Origin of the sequence: Streptomyces sp. NPDC046977 (assembly GCF_040644455.1) — a bacterium.
In the GTDB taxonomy this organism is placed as follows: domain Bacteria; phylum Actinomycetota; class Actinomycetes; order Streptomycetales; family Streptomycetaceae; genus Actinacidiphila.
The window spans coordinates 35,262-57,257 of sequence record NZ_JBEYWO010000012.1; the positions used below are offsets into that span (position 1 = coordinate 35,262).

17 protein-coding genes are annotated in these 21,996 nt (G+C 71.5%); 8 read left to right on the forward strand and 9 right to left on the reverse strand.

All coding sequences use genetic code 11. From position 1 onward, the window contains the following. Positions 1-11: 11 nt before the first annotated feature. From ABZ883_RS19600 to ABZ883_RS19630, 7 genes are all read right to left on the reverse strand, one after another. Entirely contained in the window at positions 12-1,040 is a 1,029-nt protein-coding gene (locus ABZ883_RS19600) for an ABC transporter permease (protein WP_360907526.1), read from the reverse strand. Beyond that, positions 1,037-2,005: an ABC transporter permease gene (locus ABZ883_RS19605; RefSeq protein ID WP_360907528.1), complete on the reverse strand. Its 969-nt coding sequence runs from the start codon at positions 2,003-2,005 to the stop codon at positions 1,037-1,039. The genes ABZ883_RS19600 and ABZ883_RS19605 overlap by 4 nt, the downstream gene beginning before the upstream one ends. Next, positions 1,998-3,614, reverse strand: a complete 1,617-nt coding sequence (locus tag ABZ883_RS19610) for a sugar ABC transporter ATP-binding protein (protein ID WP_360907529.1) — start codon at positions 3,612-3,614, stop codon at positions 1,998-2,000. Before ABZ883_RS19610 ends, ABZ883_RS19605 begins: the two co-directional genes overlap by 8 nt. 103 nt (positions 3,615-3,717) lie before the next feature. Beyond that, on the reverse strand, positions 3,718-4,806 hold the full coding sequence (locus ABZ883_RS19615; protein WP_360907531.1) for an ABC transporter substrate-binding protein: 1,089 nt from the start codon (positions 4,804-4,806) through the stop codon (positions 3,718-3,720). 116 nt (positions 4,807-4,922) lie between these two features. Next, positions 4,923-8,222, reverse strand: a complete 3,300-nt coding sequence (locus ABZ883_RS19620; protein ID WP_360907533.1) for a LamG-like jellyroll fold domain-containing protein — start codon at positions 8,220-8,222, stop codon at positions 4,923-4,925. Between the two features lie 399 nt (positions 8,223-8,621). Beyond that, entirely contained in the window at positions 8,622-11,090 is a 2,469-nt protein-coding gene (locus tag ABZ883_RS19625) for a glycoside hydrolase family 32 protein (RefSeq protein WP_360907535.1), read from the reverse strand. A gap of 100 nt (positions 11,091-11,190) precedes the next feature. Further along, positions 11,191-12,249, reverse strand: a complete 1,059-nt coding sequence (locus ABZ883_RS19630) for a carbohydrate kinase (protein ID WP_360907537.1) — start codon at positions 12,247-12,249, stop codon at positions 11,191-11,193. A gap of 263 nt (positions 12,250-12,512) precedes the next feature. Between ABZ883_RS19630 and ABZ883_RS19635 the strand changes: the two genes are divergently transcribed. From ABZ883_RS19635 to ABZ883_RS19650, 4 genes are read left to right on the forward strand one after another with little or no spacing between them, the layout of a single operon-like run. Further along, positions 12,513-13,514, forward strand: coding sequence for a sugar ABC transporter substrate-binding protein (locus ABZ883_RS19635; protein WP_360907539.1), 1,002 nt, complete (start codon positions 12,513-12,515; stop codon positions 13,512-13,514). 5 nt (positions 13,515-13,519) lie between these two features. Then, positions 13,520-14,515: an ABC transporter permease gene (locus ABZ883_RS19640; protein ID WP_360907541.1), complete on the forward strand. Its 996-nt coding sequence runs from the start codon at positions 13,520-13,522 to the stop codon at positions 14,513-14,515. Beyond that, entirely contained in the window at positions 14,512-15,420 is a 909-nt protein-coding gene (locus ABZ883_RS19645) for an ATP-binding cassette domain-containing protein (protein WP_360907543.1), read from the forward strand. Before ABZ883_RS19640 ends, ABZ883_RS19645 begins: the two co-directional genes overlap by 4 nt. A gap of 48 nt (positions 15,421-15,468) precedes the next feature. Then, positions 15,469-16,497 carry a LacI family DNA-binding transcriptional regulator gene (locus tag ABZ883_RS19650; RefSeq protein ID WP_360907545.1) on the forward strand — a complete coding sequence of 343 codons (1,029 nt, stop codon included), beginning with the start codon at positions 15,469-15,471 and terminating at the stop codon, positions 16,495-16,497. A 105-nt stretch (positions 16,498-16,602) separates the two neighbouring features. Here ABZ883_RS19650 and ABZ883_RS19655 read toward each other — a convergent pair whose 3' ends face one another. After that, entirely contained in the window at positions 16,603-17,076 is a 474-nt protein-coding gene (locus tag ABZ883_RS19655; protein WP_360907547.1) for a carboxymuconolactone decarboxylase family protein, read from the reverse strand. Positions 17,077-17,246: 170 nt separating this feature from the next. On the opposite strand from ABZ883_RS19655, the gene ABZ883_RS19660 reads away from it, so the two are divergent. From ABZ883_RS19660 to ABZ883_RS19675, 4 genes are all read left to right on the forward strand, one after another. Next, positions 17,247-17,699 (forward strand): MarR family winged helix-turn-helix transcriptional regulator, encoded by a 453-nt coding sequence (locus ABZ883_RS19660; protein ID WP_360907549.1) that lies wholly within the window; start codon positions 17,247-17,249, stop codon positions 17,697-17,699. Between the two features lie 317 nt (positions 17,700-18,016). Further along, positions 18,017-18,799, forward strand: a complete 783-nt coding sequence (locus ABZ883_RS19665) for a hypothetical protein (protein WP_360907551.1) — start codon at positions 18,017-18,019, stop codon at positions 18,797-18,799. A 204-nt stretch (positions 18,800-19,003) separates the two neighbouring features. Continuing rightward, a complete protein-coding gene (locus ABZ883_RS19670; RefSeq protein WP_360907553.1) occupies positions 19,004-19,798 on the forward strand; it encodes an SDR family oxidoreductase in 795 nt (264 codons plus the stop codon). Positions 19,799-19,922: 124 nt separating this feature from the next. Beyond that, positions 19,923-20,978 carry an alpha/beta hydrolase gene (locus tag ABZ883_RS19675; protein ID WP_360907555.1) on the forward strand — a complete coding sequence of 352 codons (1,056 nt, stop codon included), beginning with the start codon at positions 19,923-19,925 and terminating at the stop codon, positions 20,976-20,978. A gap of 19 nt (positions 20,979-20,997) precedes the next feature. On the opposite strand, the gene ABZ883_RS19680 is transcribed toward ABZ883_RS19675, so the two are convergent. Beyond that, positions 20,998-21,972: an alpha/beta hydrolase gene (locus ABZ883_RS19680; RefSeq protein ID WP_360907557.1), complete on the reverse strand. Its 975-nt coding sequence runs from the start codon at positions 21,970-21,972 to the stop codon at positions 20,998-21,000. Between the last annotated feature and the right edge of the window lie 24 nt (positions 21,973-21,996).

Here is a 21,996-nt window from a genome sequence, read left to right on the forward strand (position 1 = left end):
CACCGGCGCGGTCATGTGGTGCGCGGTCCCCGCGCGAGGTAGCGCTGGGCCACGACGACCACGATCAGGAACCCGCCGCTGACCACCGATTGGTAGGAAGAGTTGAGGGAGCCGATCTGGTTGATCAGATTCTGGATCACCGCCAGCATGAGCACACCCCACAGGGTGCCGCTGACCGAACCGGAGCCGCCGATCAGCAGGGTGCCGCCGATGACCACCGCGGCGATCGCGTCCAGTTCCATGCCGACGCCGATGATGGTCACCCCCGAGGACAGGCGGGCGGCGTTCAGCGCCCCGGCGAAGCCCGCCAGCAGCCCGCTGACGGCGTAGACCAGCACCCGGGTCCTGGCCACCGGCAGTCCCATCAGCGTCGCCGCGTCCGGGCTGCCGCCCACGGCGAACAGCGACTGGCCGAACGACGTGCGCTGCAGGACCAGTCCGCCGGCGGCGAAGAGCACCAGCGCGATGAGCACCGGACAACCGAAGCCGCCCACGGTGCCCTGCCCGAGTTCGGCGAAGACCGAGTCGCGCGGCACCAGATAGGTGGTGGCGCCCTCGTCGGTCAGGGCCAGCAGCAGCCCGCGCGCGGCCAGCAGCCCGGCCAGCGTGACGATGAACGGCGCCATGCCGGCCCGGGCGATCAGCAGGCCGTGCACCGTGCCGAGCAGTCCGCACACGACCAGCGGCACCAGCAGCGCCGGGAGCAGCCCGTACTGCGACGCCCAGGCGGCCAGGACGCCGCCGAGCGCGAACACCGACCCGACCGACAGGTCGATGCCGCCGGTGATGATGACCAGCGTCATGCCGAGCGCCACGATCGCGAGGAAGGACGCCTGCACGGTGATGTTCTGCGCGTTGGCGAGCGTGCCGAACGACGGGAAGACGAAGGAGGAGACGATCACGACGGCCAGCAGGACGGCCAGGACGCCCTGCCGTTGGACGACCGCGGCGAGCCGCCGCCGGTCGACGGAGCGGGCCGCCGCCGGCCCGGGTGCTTCGGGGAGTGCCCCGGCGGAGCGGGGCGTGGCGAGTGACTTCATCGGGATCGGCGCTCCCGGGCGATGTAGACGGCGACGAGGATGATGACGGCCTGGGCCATCTGCGCGGTGGAGTCGGGAAGATCGTGCTTGACGAGCGTGGCCCGCAGCAGCTGCATCAGCAGCGCGCCGAAGACGGTGCCCAGGACCCGCACGGAACCGCCGGTCAGCGGCGTGCCGCCCACCACCACCGCGGTGATCGCGGACAGCTCCATCAAGGTGCCCAGGGTGGACGGGTCACTGGCCGTCAGCCGCGCGGTGGCGAGCACCCCGGCCAGTGCCGCCAGGATGCCGCAGAGGACGTAGACGCCGATCAGGACGCGCTTGACCGGCAGACCGGCCAGGCCCGCGGCGGCCCGGTTGCCGCCGACGGCGACCAACTGGCGGCCGAAGGTGGTGCGGTGGACGAGGCCGGCGACGACCAGCGCCAGCACGCCGGCGATCAGCACGACCACGGGGACTCCGAGCACGTCGTCGGTGCCCAGGCCCAGCAGGGCGGGATTGGCGATCTGCTTCAACTGCCCGTCGGCGAGGACCAGGGCGAGCCCGCGGCCGCCCACGAACAGCGCCAGGGTGGCCACGATGGGTTGCAGCCCCACCGCCGCCACCAGCGTGCCGTTGACCACGCCCACCGCGGCACCGGCCGCCAGCGCCACCAGCAGCGCCGGCAGCAGTCCGTACCCCAGGTACAGCGGCAGCAGCGCCGTGGCCAGGGCCATCACCGAGCCCACCGACAGGTCGACGCCCTCGGTCCCGATCACCAGCGCCATGCCCAGTGCCACGATCACCACCGGTGCCACCTGGACCAGTTGGGTGCGCAGGTTGCCCGCGGTCAGGAAGTGGTCGGTGAAGACGGCGTTGAACAGCACGAGCACCGCCACCGCCGCGTACACCCCGTACGTCTGGAACCAGGCCGGGGCGGGGAGCCGGAGCGCGCCCCGCCGCACGGCCGGGGAGAGCTCAGTCATCGCGCTCCTCCTCCTCGCCGGTCCCGGAGGTCTCCTTCGCGGCCGTACCGTGGGCCGCGAGCACCTCCAGCAGTTCTCCCTCGCCGACCTGCTCCCCCGTCAGTTCCCCGGCCACCGCGCCGCTGCGCAGCACCACCAGGCGGTCGGCGCCCTCCACCAGCTCCTCGATGTCGGAGGAGATCAGCAGCACCGCGAGCCCCTCCTGCGCCAGTTCGTCCACCAGCGCCTGCACCTCGGCCTTGGCGCCGACGTCGATGCCCCGGGTGGGCTCGTCCAGCAGCAGCACCTTCGGTTCCAGGCACAGCCAACGGGCCAGCAGCACCTTCTGCTGGTTGCCGCCGGAGAGTTCGCCGACCTTCTGCTCGGGGCTCGACGCCTTGATCCGCAGCCGTTTCATGAAGACGTCGACGACGCGGTCCTGCCGGGCCCGGGACACCATCCCGCCCCGCGACAGCCGCGGCATGGCGGCCAGCACGATGTTCTCCCGCACCGACAGGCCGGGGATCACGCCTTCTGCCTTGCGGTCCTCCGGCAGCAGACCGACACCCGCCCGGATCGCGGCGGCGGGGGAGGGCCGGCCCAACCGCCGGCCGGCGACCGTCACGGAGCCGGAGTCCAGGGGCAGCGCCCCGGCCAGCGCCTTGGCGGTCTCGCTGCGCCCGGAGCCGAGCAGGCCGCCCAGGCCGAGCACCTCGCCGGGGTGCAGTTCCAGGGACACGTCGTCCAGTACATGACGGCGACTCAGTCCCTCGGCCGTCAGCACCGGCTTGCGGTCGGGCCGGTGGGCCTCGCCGAAGCCGGTCCTGCCGTGCCGGCGCACCTCGGCGACCTCGCGGCCGAGCATCATCGCGACCAGCTGCATCCGCTCCAGCCCGGCGAGGTCGCCGGTGTGCACAAGCCGCCCGTCCCGCAGGACGGTGACCCGGTCGCAGATCCGGTACAGCTCCTCGATCCGGTGGCTGACATAGAGGATGGCGATGTCGCGGCTGTGCAGTTCCTCGACGACCCGGAAGAGCGTCTCCACCTCGCGCGGTTCCAGCGCGGAGGTCGGCTCGTCCATCACCACGACCTTGGCCCGCACCGACACCGCGCGCGCCAGCGCCACCATCTGCTGGGTGCCGACGCCGAGGCTGTCGAGCGACCTGTGGACGTCGGCGGTGACACCGAAGCCCGCCATGAGGGCGGCCGCCTCGCGGTGCATACGGGGGAAGTCGATCAGGCCGAAGCGGTTCTTCGGCTCACGGCCCAGGAAGATGTTGCGGGCCACGCTCATCAGCGGGACGAGGTTGACCTCCTGGTAGATCGTCGTGACGCCGGCCTGCTGGGCGTCGACGGGCCGGGCGAACGCGACGGGGCGCCCGTCGAGCCGCAGTTCGCCGCTGTCGGGGCGGTGCACGCCGGTGAGCACCTTGATCAGAGTGGACTTGCCGGCGCCGTTCTCGCCGACCAGCGCGTGGATCTCGCCGCGCCGCAGGGTGAGGGAGACGTCGTCGAGCGCCACCACGCCGGGGAAGCGCTTGCCGACACCGAGCGCCTCCAGCACCGCGGGGGCGCTGGGACTGCCCGGCTCCGGGGGCGGTGCGGCGGCTGCCGCTTCGGGGGGTGCCATAGGGGGCCTTCCAGGGATTCGTGATGCGGTGGGTCGGGCCTCGGGGGGAGTGGTGAGGGGCACGGCCGCCCTGCCGGTCCGGCCGGGCGGCCCGATGGCGGACTCAGTACGCCCCGGCCAGTGACTCCTTCGCGTTGGAGGCGTCGTAGGACCGGTCGGAGATGATCACGTCCTCCGGGATGGCCTCGCCGCCGAAGAACTTCTGCGCCGTGGCGAAGGCGAGCGGCCCGAAGCGCGGGTTGGACTCGATCACGCCGTTGTACTGCCCGTTGGCCAGCGCCTGCACCGCGTTGCGCGTGCCGTCGATGGACACGATCTTGACGTCCTTGCCGGGCTTCTTCCCGGCCGCCTTGAGCGCGGTGACCGCGCCGAGGCCCATCTCGTCGTTCTCCGCGTAGACCGCGGTGATGTCGGGGTTGGACTGGATCAGCTGCTCCATCACCTGCTGTCCCTTGTCGCGGGCGAACTCGCCGGTCTGCTGGGCCACGATCTTCAGACCGGGTGCCTTGGCGGCGAGTTGGTCGACGAAGCCCTTGGTGCGGTCCGTGGTGACGTTGTTGCCGGAGGCGCCGAGCAGGATCGCCACCTTGCCCTTGCCGCCGGTGACGTCGATCATCTGGTCGGCCGCGCGCTTGCCCTGCTCCACGAAGTCCGAGCCGAGGAAGGCCACGTAGTCCTTGCACGCGGTGGCGTTGATCTTGCGGTCGATGGTGATCACGGGGACGTGCTTGGCGGCCGCGGCCTGCAGTGCGGGCTCCAGTCCGTCCGAGTTGAGCGGGGCGACGATCAGCAGCTGCGCGCCCTGGGCGAGCATGTCCTGGATGTCGCTGATCTGCTTGGGCAGCTGGGACTGGGCGTTGGTGGTGAGGAGCTTCTTCACGCCGAGCTTGGCCGCCTCGTCCTTGATGGACTGCGTCTCCGCGATGCGGAAGGGGTTCGCCTCCTTCTCGGACTGCGAGAAGCCGACGACCGTGTTCTTCAGGTCGAGCTCGGTCGCGCCGTAGGCCTGGAGCGTGCAGCCGTCACCGGCGGCCGCGGTCGCGGTCGGGGACTGGACGACCTGGGCGCCCTCGGAGGAGCTGGGGGAGGCGGCGCCGGAGTCCTCCTGCTTGGCGCAGGACGTGGCGGTCAGGGCGGCCGCGGCGGTGAGGCACACGACGGCCATCATGCGGGTGGTACGGGAGGTGCTCATGTACGTTCAACTCCTCGTAGAGCGGTGTGCGACCTGATCAGGGGAGTGCGGGGCCCATGAGGAGCCCGGGGGAGGCGGCCCGCCCCGCCCCCGTGAGCGGGGCGGGCCGCCGGTGCTCAGCGGCTCGTCGCCGGCGCCGCGGGTTCGCCGGCCGCCAGCGTCGCGACCTCGGCCGCGCTCAGGGCGCGGTCGTAGGCGTGGACGTCGGCGATCGCGCCGCCCCAGTAGTCGACGAGGTTGCCGCCGTACTTGCCGCGGCCGATCACCAGGTGGCCCGAGGGCCCCTCGGCGTTGCAGGCCCGCGCCGAACCGGCCTGGCTGCCGTCGACGTAGACCCGCAGCTGGCCGTCACCGTGGCTGTAACTGCCCACCAGGTGGTACCAGCGGCCGGCCAGCGGCTCGCCGATGGTGTTCGCCAGCGCCCGGCTGCCCGCGAAGCTGAACGCGAACCGCCGGTCGGCCTGCGAGTACTGCAGGTAGAAGGCGCTGTTGGAGGTGCCGTCCAGGGACACCGCGGTGCTGAAGTGCCCCTTGTCGTCCAGCCGGACCCAGGCAGCGACGGAGTAGTCGGCCCCGTCGGTGTCCAGCACCGGGGCTCCGGTGTCGACGAAGCCGGTGCGCCCGTCCAGTTGCAGGGCGCCGCCGTTGGGGCCGGTCGTCCAGCTCGCGCCGCCGTTCAGGGTCCCGTCGTGGGCACCGGCGACGTCCTTCGCCACCGTGCCGGACCCCTCGTGCAGCGGCCACCAGGAGACACCTTGCTGCCCGGGCGTGCCCGGCGGGACCTGGGTCCCGCCGGCGGCGGCGCCCGCCGCGATGACCTGGCGGTTGATGTCCCGCACCTGCTCCGGGTCCACCTTCACCACCGCGCGGTCGTAGGTGACCAGGCCGTTGAGTTCGCCCTCCACGTCGGTGATCTCCGTGTAGACCGATCCGGACAGGCCGCACGCGGCCGGGCGGAGCAGTCTGCGGGTGTTCTCCACGTAGGCCGCGGTCAGCTCCTCCTTGCTGTGCGCGGCGTCGCCGTAGTCCTGGCCGCCCGCGACACCCAGGACGTGCCCGGGCACCAGGTACGAGTAGCCGCCGTGCTCGCCGTCGACCGCGGCGCGGCCTGCGTCGGGCGCGGGGGTGGCCGGGCCGTGGTAGTCGTGGAAGTCGATCAGATCGCCACGGCCTGAATCACCCTTGGAGGCGCAGCAGTTGACACCGGAGTGGGCGTCGACCAGACGTGAGGGGTCCTGCTGCTTCACCGAGTCGGCGAGTTGGCCGGTCGCCTCCTTGCTCCACTCGCCCCAGCCCTCGTTCATCAGCGTCCACATCACCACGGACGGGGCGCTGATGTGCTGGTCGACGATCTGGTGGACCTGGTCGACGAAGGCCTCGGTCTCGGGGGTCCCCGCGGCGGCCGTGCCCCGGCTGGGCATGTCCTGCCACACCATCAGGCCCAGCCGGTCCGCCCAGTAGTACCAGCGGGCGGGCTCGACCTTGATGTGCTTGCGCACCGCGTTGAAGCCGAGCTTCTTGTGCTGCACGAGGTCGTACTTGAGGGCGTCGTCGGTCGGCGCGGTGTAGAGGCCGTCCGGCCAGAACCCCTGGTCGAGGGTGGCGAGGACGAAGACGGGCTTGCCGTTGAGCTTGATGCGGTTCGTGCCGCCGGCCGGAGCGACCTCGATCGACCGCATCCCGAAGTAGGAGCCGACCCGGTCCTTGCTGCGGCCGTCGGTGAGCGTGACGTCGAGGTCGTACAGGTACGGGTCGTCCGGGCTCCACAGCCGGGCGTGCGCGATCGGCAGCCGCAGCGCGGTGCCCGCCGTGCCGGTGACCGAGCCGGCCTTGCGGCCGTCGCGGGTGTAAGCGGTGGCGGTGACCTGGGCCCCGGGCGAGGTGCCTGCTCCCGGCCGTACCGTGACGGCGAGGGAGGAGTCCGCGAGGTTCGGGGTCAGCACCAGCGAGCCGACGGCGGCCTCGGGGACGGGCTCCATCCACACCGTCTGCCAGATGCCCGAACTCGGCGTGTACCAGATGCCGCTGGGGTTGCGGGACTGCTTGCCCAGCGCGTAGCGGTCGTCGGTGGTGTCGCGGACCTTGACCGTCAGCTCCTGCGTCCCGTGCCCGGCCAGGGCGTCGGTGACGTCGACGGTGAACGCCTGGTAGCCGCCGGTGTGGTGGGCGACCTGCCGGCCGTTGACGTACACCCAGGCCTCGTAGTCCACCGCACCGAAGTTGAGGTGCAGCCGGTTGCCCGAGCGGACCCGCCAGTCGTCGGGCACGGTGAAGGTGCGCTGGTACAGCGACCAGTCGTGGTGCCGGGCGACGCCGGACAGGCCCGACTCCATCGGGTAGGGGACCACGATGGTGTCGCTGAGCGGGCCCTGGGGGAGCGCCGCGTCCTGCTCCGTCGGCTGGAACTGCCAGGTCCCGTTGAGGTTCTTCCACTGCTTGCGGGTCAACTGGGGCCGCGGGTAGTCCGGCAGCGGGTGGGACCGGGACACGTCCTTGGCCCACTTCGTGGCGAAGTACCAGGTGGAGTCGTTCCGCGCCAGGACGGAGAAGGGGCCGGTGGCGCCGTCCGCGGTGGTGATGCCGCCCTTGCCGTCGTAGCTGATCCGCACGTCGGCCTTCAGGGCGACCGGGGTGTCGGACTTCCCGGGACGCAGCAGCAGTCGCGAGGGGTGCTCGGGGTCCTTGGTGACCGTGGCCGACCAGCGGGTGCCGCCGGACAGCAGCGCCAAGTGGGAGGCGGCGTCGGCGGGCAGCGCGGTCACGCGGGAGCCGAGGTCGACGGTGGCGACGCGGCCGGTCTTGTCGACGGACGCCTCGGCGTCGGCCGGGGCGAAGCCGGTGGGCAGGTGCAGGGCCGTGTCGGGCACGGGCCGGCGGTCGAAGCCGGGGCCGGACCACTCGGTGTGCAGGTAGGCGCCGCCGTTGCCCTGGTTGTAGTCCATCGCGAGGTCGTGCAGGCCGGCGGTGAGGGTGATCGGCTGCGAGGTGGTCTGCACGTCCCAGTCGGTCGTCCAGTGGTCGATCACGCTCGTACCGTCGAGGGACAGGCGGAAGCCGTTGTCGCCCTTGATGTAGAAGGTGTACGTGCCGTCGGCGGGCACGTCCAGCCGGCCCGTCCAGTGGACCGCGACGTTGTCGGTGGTGCCCGCGTAGGCGCGCAGGGTGGGCAGCAGGTCGTCGACGTGGAGCGAACTGTCGATCCGCGTGCCCGTGTACTGCGCGAAGTCCAGCGCGGTGCCGCTGGTCATGCGGTAGTAGTCGCCGCGCAGGCCGGTGTCGGCCGCGGCGGGCGGGGCGTCCGTGACGGTGGGGCGGGCCGCGGCGGGGGGCGGCGCCATCAGCGCCGCGCCGAGGAGGAGCGGGAGCAGGGCGGCAAAGCGCCCGAGCCAAGTGGTACGTCGTCTGCCAGGACTCACGCTTGCACCTTCCGTGAGGGGCGTCGTCCACGCCTGGAGGGAAGTGCTGGTCAAGGGGGTGTGGCGCCTGGTGCGAAGAAGGGTGTACGCCGGAAACGCGCTTGTACAACGTTGGAAATCTGGACGCGGTGAGAATGAAAGCAGTGCCGTGCCGCCGTGTCCAGACCTCGCGTCGAGGTGGTGCCGGAGAGGCTCCTGAGGCCACTGGAACCGTCAACTCGCCTTGCGTGACGGCGAATCCGCAGATCGGAGCGGTGCACCCGCGTCGTCCCCCGCGCCGGGTGCCGGTTTTCCCGCGGCATTTTCCAACGTGGGAAAGTCGTGTGCCCGCGGCCGGGCATGGGAAACCCGGGGCCGGCCCGCCGGCCGGCCCCGGGTTCCGCGCGACCTGACCTGCCGTCAGCTGACGGCGAGGTTCTGCGTGACGCTGTTCGCCGCGAAGGTGTTCACCCCGAACAGACCGCTGGTGTAGGCGTCGTCCGTGGCGTCGATGACGGGATCGGCCTTGTTGCCGAACCACACGCGGATACGGTTGCCGTCCGTGCGCACCTTCAGGTGGTAGGTGCGGCCCTCGGTGATCGCCGTGGCGTACGTCGCGATGTCCCGGCCCGGGCGCCACAGTTTGACCACACCGGCACTGGTGTCGATGTTCGCCGTGTATCCGGTGCCGTCGCTCCCGGCGCGGAAGGTCAGGCCGGTCGCCGTGCCGTTGGTGACGGACAGGTCGCCCTCGTAGGTGAAGTCGCCCCCCGTGCGGTCGCTGAGGTAGAAGCCGTTCTGCGGTGCGCTGCCGTTCAGGCCGGCCGGGGTGACCGTCCAGGTGCCGCCGCGCGGGGTCCACCGGCCGGCGGGGAAGGCGGTGAAGCCGCCCGGTCCGGTGTTCAGGTTCTGCACGGTCGCGTTGCCGTTGTAGACGTTCACCCCGAACAGGCCGGAGGCGTACGTGGCGTCGGTCGCGTCGATGACCGGGTCCGCGCCGTTGTCGACCCAGACGCGGATGCGGGGGCCGTCCGTCCGCACCGTCAGGTGGTAGGTGCGGCCCGGGCTGACCGGCAGGGCCTTGACGGCGATGTCCTTGCCGGGTCGCCACAGTTTGAGCACGCCGCTGGTGTCGAGCGTCGCCGTGTAGCCGGCGCCCGCGGCGTTCGCGCGGAAGGTCAGGCCGCCGGCGCGCGCGGTGTCCAGGGTGATGTCGCCCTGGTAGACGGCGTCGCCGCCGCTGCTCGCGCTCAGGTAGAAGCCGTCGCCGCTGGTGGAGGCGCGCTTGCCGGCGCTGACGTCGGTCCAGGCGCCGCCGGCGGCGTGCCAGGGGCCCTTCAGGTTGCTCTCCAGGGTGGACTGCGCCGTCCCCCAGCTGGTGTTGAGGCGGGTGAAGGTCGCGTTGTCGAGCTTCACCTTGCCGCCGGTGGCGAAGAGCCGGATGCCCTGGCTGTCGGCCGCGGAGTCGAAGTCGACGTTGTCGGACAGCGAGTACAGCCCGCCGTCGGCGAAGATCTCCAACTGGCCGCGGTCCACCAGCAGTCGCATGGTGACCTTGCCGTCCCTGGGCTTGAGGGGCTTGCCCTGCAGCGTCTGTGCCGCGGTGTCGTAGACCACGCTGCGGTCGGCGGTCCCGTCACTGCGGCTGTGCAGGTCGAAGCCGAACCGGGTCGCGGTCGAGTTCTTCACGTCGAACTGGGCGGTGATCTCGTAGGTGTCGGCCTTGATGCCCTCGAAGGGGTTGTCGGCCGCCTTGGGCTCCTTGCCCGCCTTGGGCTCCTTGCCCGGCTTGGGCTCCTTGGCTGCCTTGACGGTGTCGTTCTTCCAGGTCTCGGTCTGCGAGGCGAGCGAGGAGAGCTCGGCCACCGGAGTGCGGGTGATCCGCGGTCCGTCCGGGGTGCTGACCAGGGCCAGGGTCACCGGGAAGGTCGCGTTGCCGGTCCAGGTGCTGCCGCGGTTGCCGCCCTGCCAGGCCATCTGCACCGTGCGGCCGTCGGGGGTGTTGGTGAACGTCTCGGCGGCGTAGAAGCTGCCGCCCGCGTACGTGGTGCCCAGGTCCATCTGCTGGGGCTGGGTCCAGTCGGTGCGGAAGGTCGTGCCGTCGAAGCTGCCGACGACGTACTGGCTGGAGGCGGAGGTCAGCACCCACTTCTGCTGGTTGCTCCTGCCGTCCAGGGGCAGCGGGTAGAAGTCGGGGCACTCGAAGAGCCAGGGCGCCTGGTAGCGGCTGGCGAGGGTCCAGTCCAGGAGGTTCGGCGAAGTGTAGAGGTTCACGCCGTTCCCGCCCTGGTTGGACCAGACGACCATGGTCCAGCGGTGGCGTGCCGCGTCCCAGATGACCTTCGGGTCGCGGCTCTCGTCGGGGATCTCGATCTGCTTGCGGCCCTTGTCGTACGCCTGGAAGGTCCGGCCGTTGTCGTTGCTGTAGAAGATGCTCACGCCGTCGGTGTTGGAGAACACCACGATGGGGTCGAGCGATCCGGTCTTCAGCCCCGAGGTGTTGTCCTTGTCGACGACGCCGCCGCCGGAGAAGAGCGTCCCGGGGTGCACGCCCGGTTCCAGGGCGATCGGCTTCTGCGTCCAGTGCACCAGGTCGGGGCTGGTGGCGTGGCCCCAGTGCATGGTGTCCCAGGCCAGGCCGTGCGGATTGTGCTGGTAGAAGAAGTGGTAGAGGCCGTTCGCGTAGACCAGGCCGTTGGGGTCGTTCATCCAGCCCGACTGCGAGCTGAAGTGGAACTGGCCGCGGAACGGCTCGCTGTACGTGGTCGCCGGATAGGGGAACTCGGGGTAGTCCGAGACGGTCCCGGCGACCGCGGGCGTGTTCGGCAGGAGGAGTGCGGCCAGGCCCGCGATCAGGGCGGCCAGCAGGGCCCCGACTCTTCGACGCATGTGAACCAGCTCTCTTGACGTCGCTGTGAGTGTCATCGTTGACACATGTCATCGCTGACATCCGATCGATGACCGATGATGGGCCCCGGCTGAGGGCCCGTCAACGCCTCGGACGCGATGCGTTGCGGTGCCCGGTGCCGTCGGCGGGTGTGCTCATCCCCCCGTGGATCGACGCCACTTGATGGGCCCACGGCGGGTTGGGGCCGGCCACGGCGCAGGTCAGCGCCGCCACGTGCACCGCGAACGCGCAGGCCGCCGCGACGTCGGACAGCCGCAGGCTCTCCAGCCGGCCGCCCAGCAGATCCCGCTCGCCGAGGAAGTGCAGCAGCCCCGCGGTGAACGAGTCCCCCGCCCCGACGGTGTCGACGACGCGTGTGGGCACCCCGGGTACGGAGACGGTCCGCCCGTCGAGCGAGGCGAAGGCCCCGTGCGCGCCGCGCGTGATCACCACCAGCCGTGCCCCCGCCGCATGCAGGCTCGCGCAGGCCTCCTCCACTCCGGTGCCGGGGGCCAGGACCCGCAGGTCGTCCTCGCTCAGCCGCAGGATGTCCGCCACCGCGCACCAGCCCGGCAGCCGGCGCCGGTAGACCGCCGGAGCGACCAGGGCGGGGCGGACGTTGGGATCGATACTCACCGTCGCCCGCGGTCTCGCGGTGGCCAGGAACTCCTCCAGCAGCGGGCCTCCCGGTTCGCGGGCCAGCGCGAGCGAACCGGAGTGCACACAGACCGCGTCGCCCAGGCCGGCCCGGTCCAGTTCGGCCCTCGTCCACTGCCAGTCCGCGGTCCCCTCGGCGTGGAAGCTGTACGTGGCCTGACCGGCGGCGTCGATGTCGGCGACCGCCAGCGTGCTGGGCTCCGCCGCGGGCGGGGCGTCCGTCAGATCGACCCCCGAAGCCAGGAGATGGGCGCGGAACAACCGGCCGAAGACATCGCCGGACAACCGCGCCAGCAACCGGGTGGGTGTGCCGAGCCGGGCCAGTCCGGCCGCGGTGTTGGCCGGCCCGCCGCCGGGCAGGGCGTGCAGGCGCAGCCCTTGGGCGGGGTCCCCGGCGACAGCGCCCGCCGGGTCCTGACCGCCGGGGTGCGGTGGCCCGGACCGGGCGTCCGCGAAGACATCGGCGACGCACTCTCCCAGCACGGTGACCTGACGCGACTGCATGCGGAATTCCTCCAGGTGGGGTGCGGAACCTGCGGCCGGAGCGCCCCCGGGTGCCGGGCGGCGACCCGGTCGCGGCGCTCCGGCCGTTGCCAACTCGTGTTCTGCAGAGGGCATTGACGTTGCCGGAGCGGGAGTCCATCATCCTCCGCAGGCAGTGTCAACGATGACATATGTCAACGATGGCATTGCCTCCGGCGTCGCGTTCCCCCGACGCCCGGCACCGCTCGGACGTCCCCGCTCACTGCTTCCCCCAGGAGTCGCACATGTCCCGTAGAGCCCGTCCGGTCCTCGTCATCGGCGCCGCCGGCCTCGCCCTGTCCCTCGCGGCGTGCGGGTCCGGTTCCGGCGGCAGCTCCCCGTCCGGGGGCAAGGTGAAGGTCGGCCTCATCACCAAGACCGACACCAACCCGTACTTCGTGAAGATGAAGCAGGGCGCCGAGGAGGCCGCCAAGAGCGAGAACATCGAACTGTCCACCGCGGCGGGCAAGTTCGACGGCGACAACGCGAGCCAGGTCACCGCGCTGGAGAACATGGTCGCCGCCGGGGTCAAGGGCGTGCTCATCACCCCCAACGACTCCAAGGCCATCGTCCCCGCGATCGCGAAGGCGCGCGCCAAGGGCGTGCTGGTCATCGCGCTCGACACCCCGCCCGAGCCGCAGGACGCCGCCGACGCGCTGTTCGCCACCGACAACGTGAAGGCCGGCGAGCTGATCGGCGCGTACGCCAAGGCCGCGATGTCCGGCAAGCCGGTGAAGATCGCCACCCTGGACCTCGCCCCCGGTGTGTCCGTCGGTGTGCAGCGCCACGACGGGTTCGTGAAGGGCTTCGGCATCGACGCCTCCGACCCCTCGATCGTCTGCTCCCAGGACACCGGCGGCGACCAGGCCAAGGGCCAGACCGCCATGGAGACCTGCCTGCAGAAGGCGCCGGACATCAACCTCGTCTACGCGATCAACGAGCCCGCCGCGCTCGGCGCGTACACGGCCATCAAGGCCAAGGGCCGCGAGAAGGACGTGATGATCGTCGCGATCGACGGCGGCTGCACCGGCGTCCAGGCCGTGAAGGACGGCAAGATCGCCGCCACGTCGCAGCAGTACCCGCTGAAGATGGCCGCCGACGGCGTCAAGGCGGTCGCCGCGTTCGCCAAGGACGGCAAGAAGAGCAGCGGTTACACCGACACCGGCGTCACCCTGATCACCGACAAGCCCCAGGCCGGCGCCGACGCCAAGGACACCGCCTTCGGCCTCGAGAACTGCTGGGGCTGAGCACGTTGACCACTTCCACCACGCTCCCCGTGGGCGCCGGCGAGCCGACCGCACTGCGCAGGTTGCTCACGGCGCCCGCGGCGGGCCCCTTCGCGGCCCTCGTCATCGCGTCCGTGTTCTTCTCGGTGTCCACCGACCAGTTCCTGTCCGGCGGGAACTTCTCGTTGATCCTCCAGCAGGTCATGGTGGTGGGCACGCTCGCCATCGGCCAGACGCTCATCATCCTCACCGCGGGCATCGACCTGTCCTGCGGCGCGGTGATGGCCTTTGGCGGCATCCTGATCGCCAAGCTCGCCGTCCAGGGGCCGCTGCCGCCGGTGCTCGCCATCGTGATCGGCATCCTGGCCTGCGGTGTCTTCGGACTCGTCAACGGAACTCTGGTGCGGGCGGTGCCGCTGCCGCCGTTCATCGTGACGCTCGGCATGCTCAACGTCGCCTTCGCCCTGACCCACATCTACTCCGCCGAGCAGACGGTCACGGGCCTGCCCGGACCGCTGACCGTGCTCGGCAGGACCTTCCCCCTCGGCCGGACCGACGTCACCTACGGGTCGCTGGTCACCGTCGCGCTGTTCCTCGGATTCGCCTACGCGCTCAGCAGCACCGCGTGGGGCCGCCACGTCTACGCCGTCGGCAACAGCGCCGAGAGCGCCCGCCTCAGCGGTATCCGCGTGTCCCGCCTCACCGTCGGCGTCTACGCGGTGGCCGGCCTGGTCTACGGCATCGCGGCCCTGCTCCTGGTGTCGCGGACCGGCGTCGGCGACCCGCAGGCGGGCCAGACCGACAACCTCGACAGCATCACCGCGGTCGTGCTCGGCGGCACCAGCCTGTTCGGCGGGCGCGGCACGGTGCTCGGCACCTTCGTCGGCGTCCTCATCGTCGGTGTCTTCCGCAACGGCCTCCAGTTGATGGGCGTCTCGTCCGTCTACCAGACGCTGGTCACCGGCGTCCTCGTCATCCTCGCGGTGACCGTCGACCAGCTCTCGCGAAAGGGGACCCGATGACCGGCCCGGCCTCCTCCCACGACCCGGCGCCGGGCGCGCCCGGCAGCGCCGCCTCCCCGGCGGCGAAGCCCGCACCGGTCGGCGCCCCCGAACCCGTCCTCAGCGCGCGCGGCCTGGTCAAGCGCTACGGGCACGTCACGGCGATCGACGAGGCCGACTTCGACCTGATGCCCGGCGAGGTGCTGGCCGTCATCGGCGACAACGGCGCCGGGAAGACCAGCCTGATCAAGGCACTCACCGGTGCCCTCGTGCCGGACGCCGGCGAGATCCGGCTGCACGGAGTGCCCATCAGGTTCGGCGGGCCGCAGGACGCGCGGGCCCACGGGATCGAGACGGTCTACCAGGACCTCGCCGTCGCGGCGTCCATGGACATCGCCTCCAACATGTTCCTCGGCCGCGAGATCCGTCGCCCCGGTGTGCTCGGCTCGGTGTTCCGCATGCTCGACAAGAAGGCCATGCGCCGGGAGGCGGCGGCCCACATGGCCGCGCTCAAGGTCGGCGTCGGTTCGCTCGCGCAGCCGGTGGAGACCCTCTCCGGCGGTCAGCGGCAGGCCGTCGCGGTGGCCCGCGCCGCCGCCTGGGCGCGCAGCGTCGTGGTGATGGACGAGCCCACCGCCGCGCTGGGCGTGAAGGAGTCGGGGCAGGTCCTCGACCTCATCCGCCGGGTCCGGGACAAGGGCATCCCGGTGATCCTCATCAGCCACAACATGCCGCACGTCTTCGAGATCGCCGACCGCGTCCACGTGCACCGGCTCGGCAGGCGCGAGGCGGTGATCAGGCCGTCGGACTACTCCATGGCTGAAGTGGTGGCCATCATGACCGGCGCGCTGAGTGTGCGGGCCGACGGGGGTACGGTCGTGACGGACAGCGACGCGGCCTCGGCAGCCGGGGTGCGGGGGAGCTGACCGCGGTTCCGGCATCCACGGGACCGACGTCCACGAAGAAGGTGGTTTATGGCAGCGACCCGCAGACCGACCCTCGCCGATGTGGCCCGCGAGGTGGGCGTGAGCGCCAAGACGGTCTCCCGGGTCCTCAACGAGGACGGCCCCAGTTCCCCGGAGACCAGGAAGCGGGTACTGGAGGCCGTCGCCAAACTCGGCTTCCAGCCCAACCTGATGGCCCGGAGCATCCGGGTCGGCGGACCGGACACCACCGTGGGCCTGGTGGTGCCGGACCTCGGCAACCCGTTCTTCGGCGCGGTGGCCGGCGGCATCGAGGACGCCGTGCACACCCGCGGGCTGACCCTGCTCATGGGGTCCTCCGACGACGACCCGGAACGCGAACTCGCCCTGATCCGGACCTTCCTGGCCCGCAGGGTGAGCGTGCTCATGGTGGCGCCCGCCGTCGGGGCCGACCACACGTACCTCAAGGCGCAGCGGTCCGGCGGCATGCCCGTCGTCTTCCTCGACCGGCCCGGCAGCGGCCTCACCGCCGACACGGTCGTCAGCTCCAACCGCTCGGGCACGCACGAGGGCGTGACCCACCTGATCACCCGCGGCCACCGCAGGATCGGCTTCATCGGCGACCTGCCGGCCCGGCTGTACACCCGTCGTGAACGCCTCGCCGGCTACCGCGCGGCGATCGCCGAGGCCGGCCTGCCGTACGACCGCGCCCTGGTCGCCGATGCCCACGACCCGTCCGGTGCGGCCGAGGCGACCGCGCGGCTGCTCGCGCTGCCCGATCCGCCCACCGCGCTGCTCTCCGGCAACAACGTCATGACGATCGGGGTCATGGCCGAACTCTCGCGCAGCCGCCGGAAGGACGTGGCCGTCGTCGCCTTCGACGACGTGCCGATGGCCGCGATCCTCGAACCCGCGCTCACCGTCGTGGCGCAGAACCCCGCGGCGATGGGGGAGGTGGCGGGCGCCACCGCGGTGGAACGCCTGGAGGGCGACCGCTCCCGCGCCCGCACGATCATGGTCGAGACCCGTTTGGTCGCCCGCGGGTCCGGCGAACTCCCCGCACCGCGCCGCCCGGAGTGACCACGGGGCGGGACCGGGGGCACGGGTGTCCGCCCGTCTCCGGGCCATGGTCGGGGACATGGCCCGGAGACGGACACCCGTCCCGTGGGGCGGGGGGCTCGTCGATCAGCCGAACATGCCGGGCTGGTAGTCGCCGGCGGGCTGCTGGTTGATCACGTTGATGCGGTTGTAGGCGTTGATGACCGCGATGAGGGAGATCAGGGCGATCAGCTGGTCCTCGTCGTAGTGCTTGGCGGCGGCGGCCCACGCCTCGTCGGAGACGCCTCCGGCCGCGTCGGCGATGCGGGTGGCCTGCTCGGTGACTTCCAGGGCCGCGCGCTCGGCGTCGGTGAAGACCGTGGCCTCGCGCCAGGCGGCGACGAGGTTGAGGCGCACCGGGGTCTCACCCGCGCGGGTGGCCTCCTTGGTGTGCATGTCGGTGCAGAAGCCGCAGCCGTTGATCTGGCTGGCGCGGATCTTCACCAGTTCCTGCGTCGCGTGCGGCAGGGTCGACTCGGCCGCGACCATGCCCGCAGAGTTGATGTGCTTGAGGAACTTGCCCGCGGTCGGGTTACCGAAGAAGTTGAGGCGCGCGTTCATCGTGCTCTCCTGTGCCGTAGGAACGGTTACGCAGCTCTGACCGCGCAGTCGAGCGGAATGTGACAGCGGCGCGAAAGTGACGCACGTCTCATCGGCTTCTCCGTACCGCCACCCGGTGCGCACACATGCGAGCACGTGCGCGTATCGTGGGATCCGGAAGGGGAGGTGCCGTGACCCCCGCATTGAAGAACCTCGACGACCCGTGCAACAACCTGGCACTGCGCAAGGCGTCCCGGTACCTCGGCGCGACGTACGACAAGGCCCTGGCGCCGGTCGGTCTCCGCGCCACCCAACTCACCATCCTGCAGAAGCTCGGCGCGCACGGGGAGACGACGATCACCCGCCTCGCCGACATGATCGCCATGGACCGCACGACGATGGCCTCCAACCTCAAGCCGCTCGCCCGGGAGGGGCTGGTGACCGTCGAGACCTCGGAGGCCGACCGCCGCGCCCGCGTCGTCGCGATCACGGCGGTGGGCCGGGCCCGCCTGAAGGCGGCGCTGCCCCTGTGGCGGGCGGTGCAGGAGCGGTTCGAGGAGTCGTTCGGCGTCGAGGAGGCCGCCCGGTTGCGTGCGTCCCTCGAAGCCGTGCTGGACACCGGTTTCCGGCCCTGGGCCGAGTAGGCGGTCGGCAGGTCGCCCGTACGCGGTGCCCCGGGCCACGAACCTCACGTCCGGAATGCGACGCCCGGCACCGCGTGCCACGGTGATCAGGTGAATTTCCCGACCGGCACATGCCAGGGGAATGCAGGGTGGCCCTGCCGGGAGTGCACTCCCGAGGGCCTACTGGGACGCATCCCGGTGAACGACAAGGACTGACCCAGGATCTGGGGACGTCGCGGAGAGCCATGCCCGAACAGCCGCCTCACCGCGGCGGCGTGCCCCACGCCGCCCGGCGGCCCGGGTGCGTCCGGCTCTCCCACCGACTGGAAGGAGCGGACGTGAAGGCTCGTTTGGGCGGAAGCCGGGGAAGGGCACGCGCGGTCATATCGGTGGCCGCCGTTCTCGTCTCGATGCTGTCGGGATCGGTGTCGGCCGTCGCGGACGGAAACGGAAACGGAGGCGGCAACGGGCCGGGCGCGTCGGATCATTGGGGACTGATCACGCGCAACACGATCGGTTCCGCCGTGGCCCAACTGCGGGACGGTCCGTTCGTCCCGGTCACCACGCCGGCGGGGTCGACTTCCATCTCCAGGCCCCCCTACGGAACCGGCAGCCTGGGCATCCAGGTGGCACCCGGCGAGAAGGTCGACTTCGGCAACGAGGTCGACTTCCGAGGTGACCCGCTGCTGGGCCTGGACAAGATCGGGTTCCATGTCTTCCAGACCAGTGAGAACGTCTCCTACGGTGGCACCCTCGTCAATATGCCGAGCATCCGGATCGAGATCGATCCGAACATGACCGGGCCCGACAACTACTCGACCCTGGTGTGGAACCCGCCCGCCTCCCCGACGGTGAACAGCTGGAGCCCGTTCATCAACGCCGCCGAGTCGGGTACGTGGTACCTCAGCGGTGGCGAGACGCACTGCACGCAGTCCGCCCAGTGCACGTTCGCCCAGCTGAAGGCATCGTTCACCGGCGGCGTCGCGCAGCCCACCATCCTCAGCATCGCGGTGGGCAAGGGCCGGGACTTCATGTGGATCGGCGCCGTCGACGGCCTCCGGATCAACCGGTACGTCTACGACTTCGAGCCGGGTGGCGTCAGGGCCCATCGCGTCGGCTGACCCCCGGAGGGCCTGCCCCTCACGTTCCGCGAGAAGCCCGGCCGGCGGCCCGCCGGCCGGGTCTCTCGCGCAAGGTGCTGCCGCTCGGTGTCCCTCTTAGGATGCCGATGTGGCGTATGAGGCTGTTATTGCCATTAGTGACGATTCTGCCGGAACACCCGCGAACTCGGCCGCGCGGCCGCAGGTCTCGACAGGGAGTCGCACATGCGTATCGATCTCACCGGACGGACCGCGCTGGTGACAGCGTCGACGCAGGGCATCGGGGCCGCCATCGCTGCCGGCCTCGCGGGGGCGGGCGCGCGGGTGGGGGTCAACGGCCGCGACGCGGGGAGGGTCGACGAGGCGGTCCTGCGGCTGCGGGCGGAGGTGCCGGACGGCGACTTCGTCTCCGTCGTCGCCGATGTCGTGTCCGAGGAGGGGGCGGCGAGCGTCCTGGCGGCGATGCCCGACGTCGATGTCCTGGTCAACAATCTGGGTGTCTACCGCTCCCAGGACCCGCTCGACATCACCGACGCGGACTGGCGCCGGTACTTCGAGGTCAATGTGCTGGCCGCCGTGCGGCTGACCCGCGGCTACCTCCCGCGGATGCTCGAACGCGACTGGGGCCGCGTCCAGTACATCGCCAGTGAATCCGCGGTGGCCATCCCCGCCGAGATGATCCACTACGGCACGACGAAGACCGCCATGCTGGCTCTCGGGCGCGGCTTCGCGAAGAAGGCGGCCGGCACCGGCGTCACGGTCAACTCGGTCCTGGCCGGCCCGACGCGCACCGCCGGCGTGGAGGACTTCGTCCGCGACCTGGTCGGCCGCGATCTGCCGTGGGAGGAAGCGGAGCGGATCTTCATGCGCGACCATCGCCCGCAGTCCCTGCTGCGACGTCTGATCGCCCCCGAGGAGATCGCCAACATGGTGGTCTACCTCGCCTCCGACCAGGCCTCCGCCACCACGGGCGGTGCGCTGCGGGTGGACGGCGGCTGCGTCGACGCCGTCATCCCCTGAGCGCCGCGCCGCCCGCGCCGTTGCGCCGACGGGCTGACAATCCGGCACTCCGCGCCGCGGGCGCCGCCGTAGCGGGCAAGAACCCCGCGTGGTTCCACCGCCCGCACCCCGGGGAGGGCCGAGGATGATCGACAGGCGCAGCTTCGGCAGGATCGTCGGCTCGGGAGCGGCCGGGGCCGTCCTGGCCGGCCTCTCCACGGCGTGCTCGACGGCGCCGTCCGCCGTGAGTGGGCCCGCGCCCGCCGTGCCGGCAGGCGGCAAGGAGAGCCCGGACGCCGCGGCCTCCTTCGGTCCGGTGAAGCAGATCACGGCGGGTGTCCTGAACGTCGGCTATGTGGAGGCAGGCCCGGCCGACGGCCCGGCCGTGGTCCTCCTGCACGGCTGGCCGTACGACATCCACAGCTTCGAAGGAGTCGCGCCCCTGCTGGCCGCCAAGGGCTACCGCGTCGTCGTGCCCTACCTGCGGGGCTACGGAACGACCCGGTTCCTGGATTCCTCGACCCCCCGGGACGGCGAGCAGTCGGTGTTCGCCCAGGACATCGTCGCGCTGATGGACGCGCTGGGTATCAGGAAGGCGATCCTCGCCGGTTTCGACTGGGGCGCCCGGGCCGCCGATATCATTGCCGCGCTGTGGCCCGACCGGGTCAAGGGCCTGGTCTCCGTGGGCGGTTACCTGATCGTGGACCGCAAGGCGAACCTGCAGCCGCTGCCGCCGAAACGCGAATGGCCCTGGTGGTACCAGTACTACTTCGCCACCGACCGGGGCCGGCTCGGACTGGAGCGCTACCGCGGCGACCTGGCCCGGCTGGTCTGGACGACCAACTCCCCGACCTGGGCCTTCGGCAACGCCACCTTCGAGCGCACCGCGGCGGCTTTCGCCAACCCGGACTACGTCGCCATCGTGATCAGCAACTACCGCTGGCGGCTCAGTCTGGTCGAGGGCGACCCGCGGTACGAGGCCCTCGAAGCGCGTCTGGCGCGCGGACCCGTGATCACGGTCCCCACCGTCACTCTGGACGGTGCGGAGGATCCCTTCACGCCCCCGGGCAACGGCGCCTCCTACCGCGCGAAGTTCACCGGGCCCTACGCGCACCGGACGCTGGACGGTATCGGCCACAACCTCCCGCAGGAGGCCCCCGCGGCCTTCGCGCGGGCGGTCATGGACGTCGCCGGCATGTGACGCCCCCGCCCGCCGGAGGCTACGACGTCTCGGGCGCCGGGGTCAGGACCCGGCGCAGCCAGTCGGTGCGGGTGCGGCGCGCGGTGGCCGAGAGGTGCGCCTCGGGGAAGAGCGCGTCGAAGCCGTGGAAGCCGCCGGCCCAGATGTGCAGTTCCGCCTGGCCGCCGGCCGCCCAGATGCGGGAGGCGTGGCCGACGGCCTCGTCGCGGAAGACCTCGGCCGAGCCCGCGTCGATGTAGGTGGTCGGCAGGGCGGACAGGTCGTCGGCCAGGGCGGGGGAGACGCAGGCGGGGACCTCGTCCTCCCCGGTGAGGTCGCCGAGGACGGACTGCCAGGCGAACGCGTTGGTCTCACGCGTCCACACGCCGGGTCCGCCGGAGTACTGGCGGCTCGAGACGGTGCTGTTGCGGTGGTCGAGCATGGGGCAGATGAGGATCTGGGCGGCGACGGCGGGGGTGCCGCGGTCGCGTGCCACGAGGGCGAGACCGGCGGTGAGCCCGCCCCCGGCGCTGGCGCCCGCGATGACGATGCGGTCGGGGTCGATGCCGAGTTCGGCGGCGTGTTCGGCCACCCACAGCAGTCCGCGGTAGCAGTCCTCGACCGCGGTGGTGCCGGTGGCCTCCGGCGCGAGCCGGTAGTCGACGGTGACCACGACGGCCCCGAACAGGCCGAGCCACTCCAGCGGGATGTCGATCTGCGAGAACCGGTCGCCCATGATCATTCCGCCGCCGTGCATCCAGTACACGCACGGTGCGGGCGTGGCGCGGTCGGCCGCGGCCGGGGTGAGGACGGACAGCGGGATCCGCGCGCCGTCCGGGCCGGGGACCAGGACGTCGCGCCGGGTGGCCGCGTGGTCGTGGAGGAGGGGTTCGACCGGAGCCGACGGCATCCGGCGCAGCTGCGCGAGGAGTTCCGGTGTCAGCCGCGTGGTGAGCGGCATCGGGGCGAGAAGGGTGCGGAGTTCGGGGTCGAGGCCGGGGCGTGCGGAGGACATGGCCGATCCTTTCCGTGGGTGGGG

Bases quoted from the DNA above. Each gene is read 5' to 3' on its own strand.
- ABZ883_RS19645 (WP_360907543.1), top strand. From the start codon at position 14,512: ATGACCGGCCCGGCCTCCTCCCACGACCCGGCGCCGGGCGCGCCCGGC.
- ABZ883_RS19655 (WP_360907547.1), bottom strand. From the start codon at position 17,076: ATGAACGCGCGCCTCAACTTCTTCGGTAACCCGACCGCGGGCAAGTTC.
- ABZ883_RS19630 (WP_360907537.1), bottom strand. From the start codon at position 12,249: ATGCAGTCGCGTCAGGTCACCGTGCTGGGAGAGTGCGTCGCCGATGTC.
- ABZ883_RS19600 (WP_360907526.1), bottom strand. From the start codon at position 1,040: ATGAAGTCACTCGCCACGCCCCGCTCCGCCGGGGCACTCCCCGAAGCA.
- ABZ883_RS19650 (WP_360907545.1), top strand. From the start codon at position 15,469: ATGGCAGCGACCCGCAGACCGACCCTCGCCGATGTGGCCCGCGAGGTG.
- ABZ883_RS19635 (WP_360907539.1), top strand. From the start codon at position 12,513: ATGTCCCGTAGAGCCCGTCCGGTCCTCGTCATCGGCGCCGCCGGCCTC.
- ABZ883_RS19605 (WP_360907528.1), bottom strand. From the start codon at position 2,005: ATGACTGAGCTCTCCCCGGCCGTGCGGCGGGGCGCGCTCCGGCTCCCC.
- ABZ883_RS19625 (WP_360907535.1), bottom strand. From the start codon at position 11,090: ATGCGTCGAAGAGTCGGGGCCCTGCTGGCCGCCCTGATCGCGGGCCTG.
- ABZ883_RS19610 (WP_360907529.1), bottom strand. From the start codon at position 3,614: ATGGCACCCCCCGAAGCGGCAGCCGCCGCACCGCCCCCGGAGCCGGGC.
- ABZ883_RS19615 (WP_360907531.1), bottom strand. From the start codon at position 4,806: ATGAGCACCTCCCGTACCACCCGCATGATGGCCGTCGTGTGCCTCACC.
- ABZ883_RS19670 (WP_360907553.1), top strand. From the start codon at position 19,004: ATGCGTATCGATCTCACCGGACGGACCGCGCTGGTGACAGCGTCGACG.
- ABZ883_RS19675 (WP_360907555.1), top strand. From the start codon at position 19,923: ATGATCGACAGGCGCAGCTTCGGCAGGATCGTCGGCTCGGGAGCGGCC.
- ABZ883_RS19680 (WP_360907557.1), bottom strand. From the start codon at position 21,972: ATGTCCTCCGCACGCCCCGGCCTCGACCCCGAACTCCGCACCCTTCTC.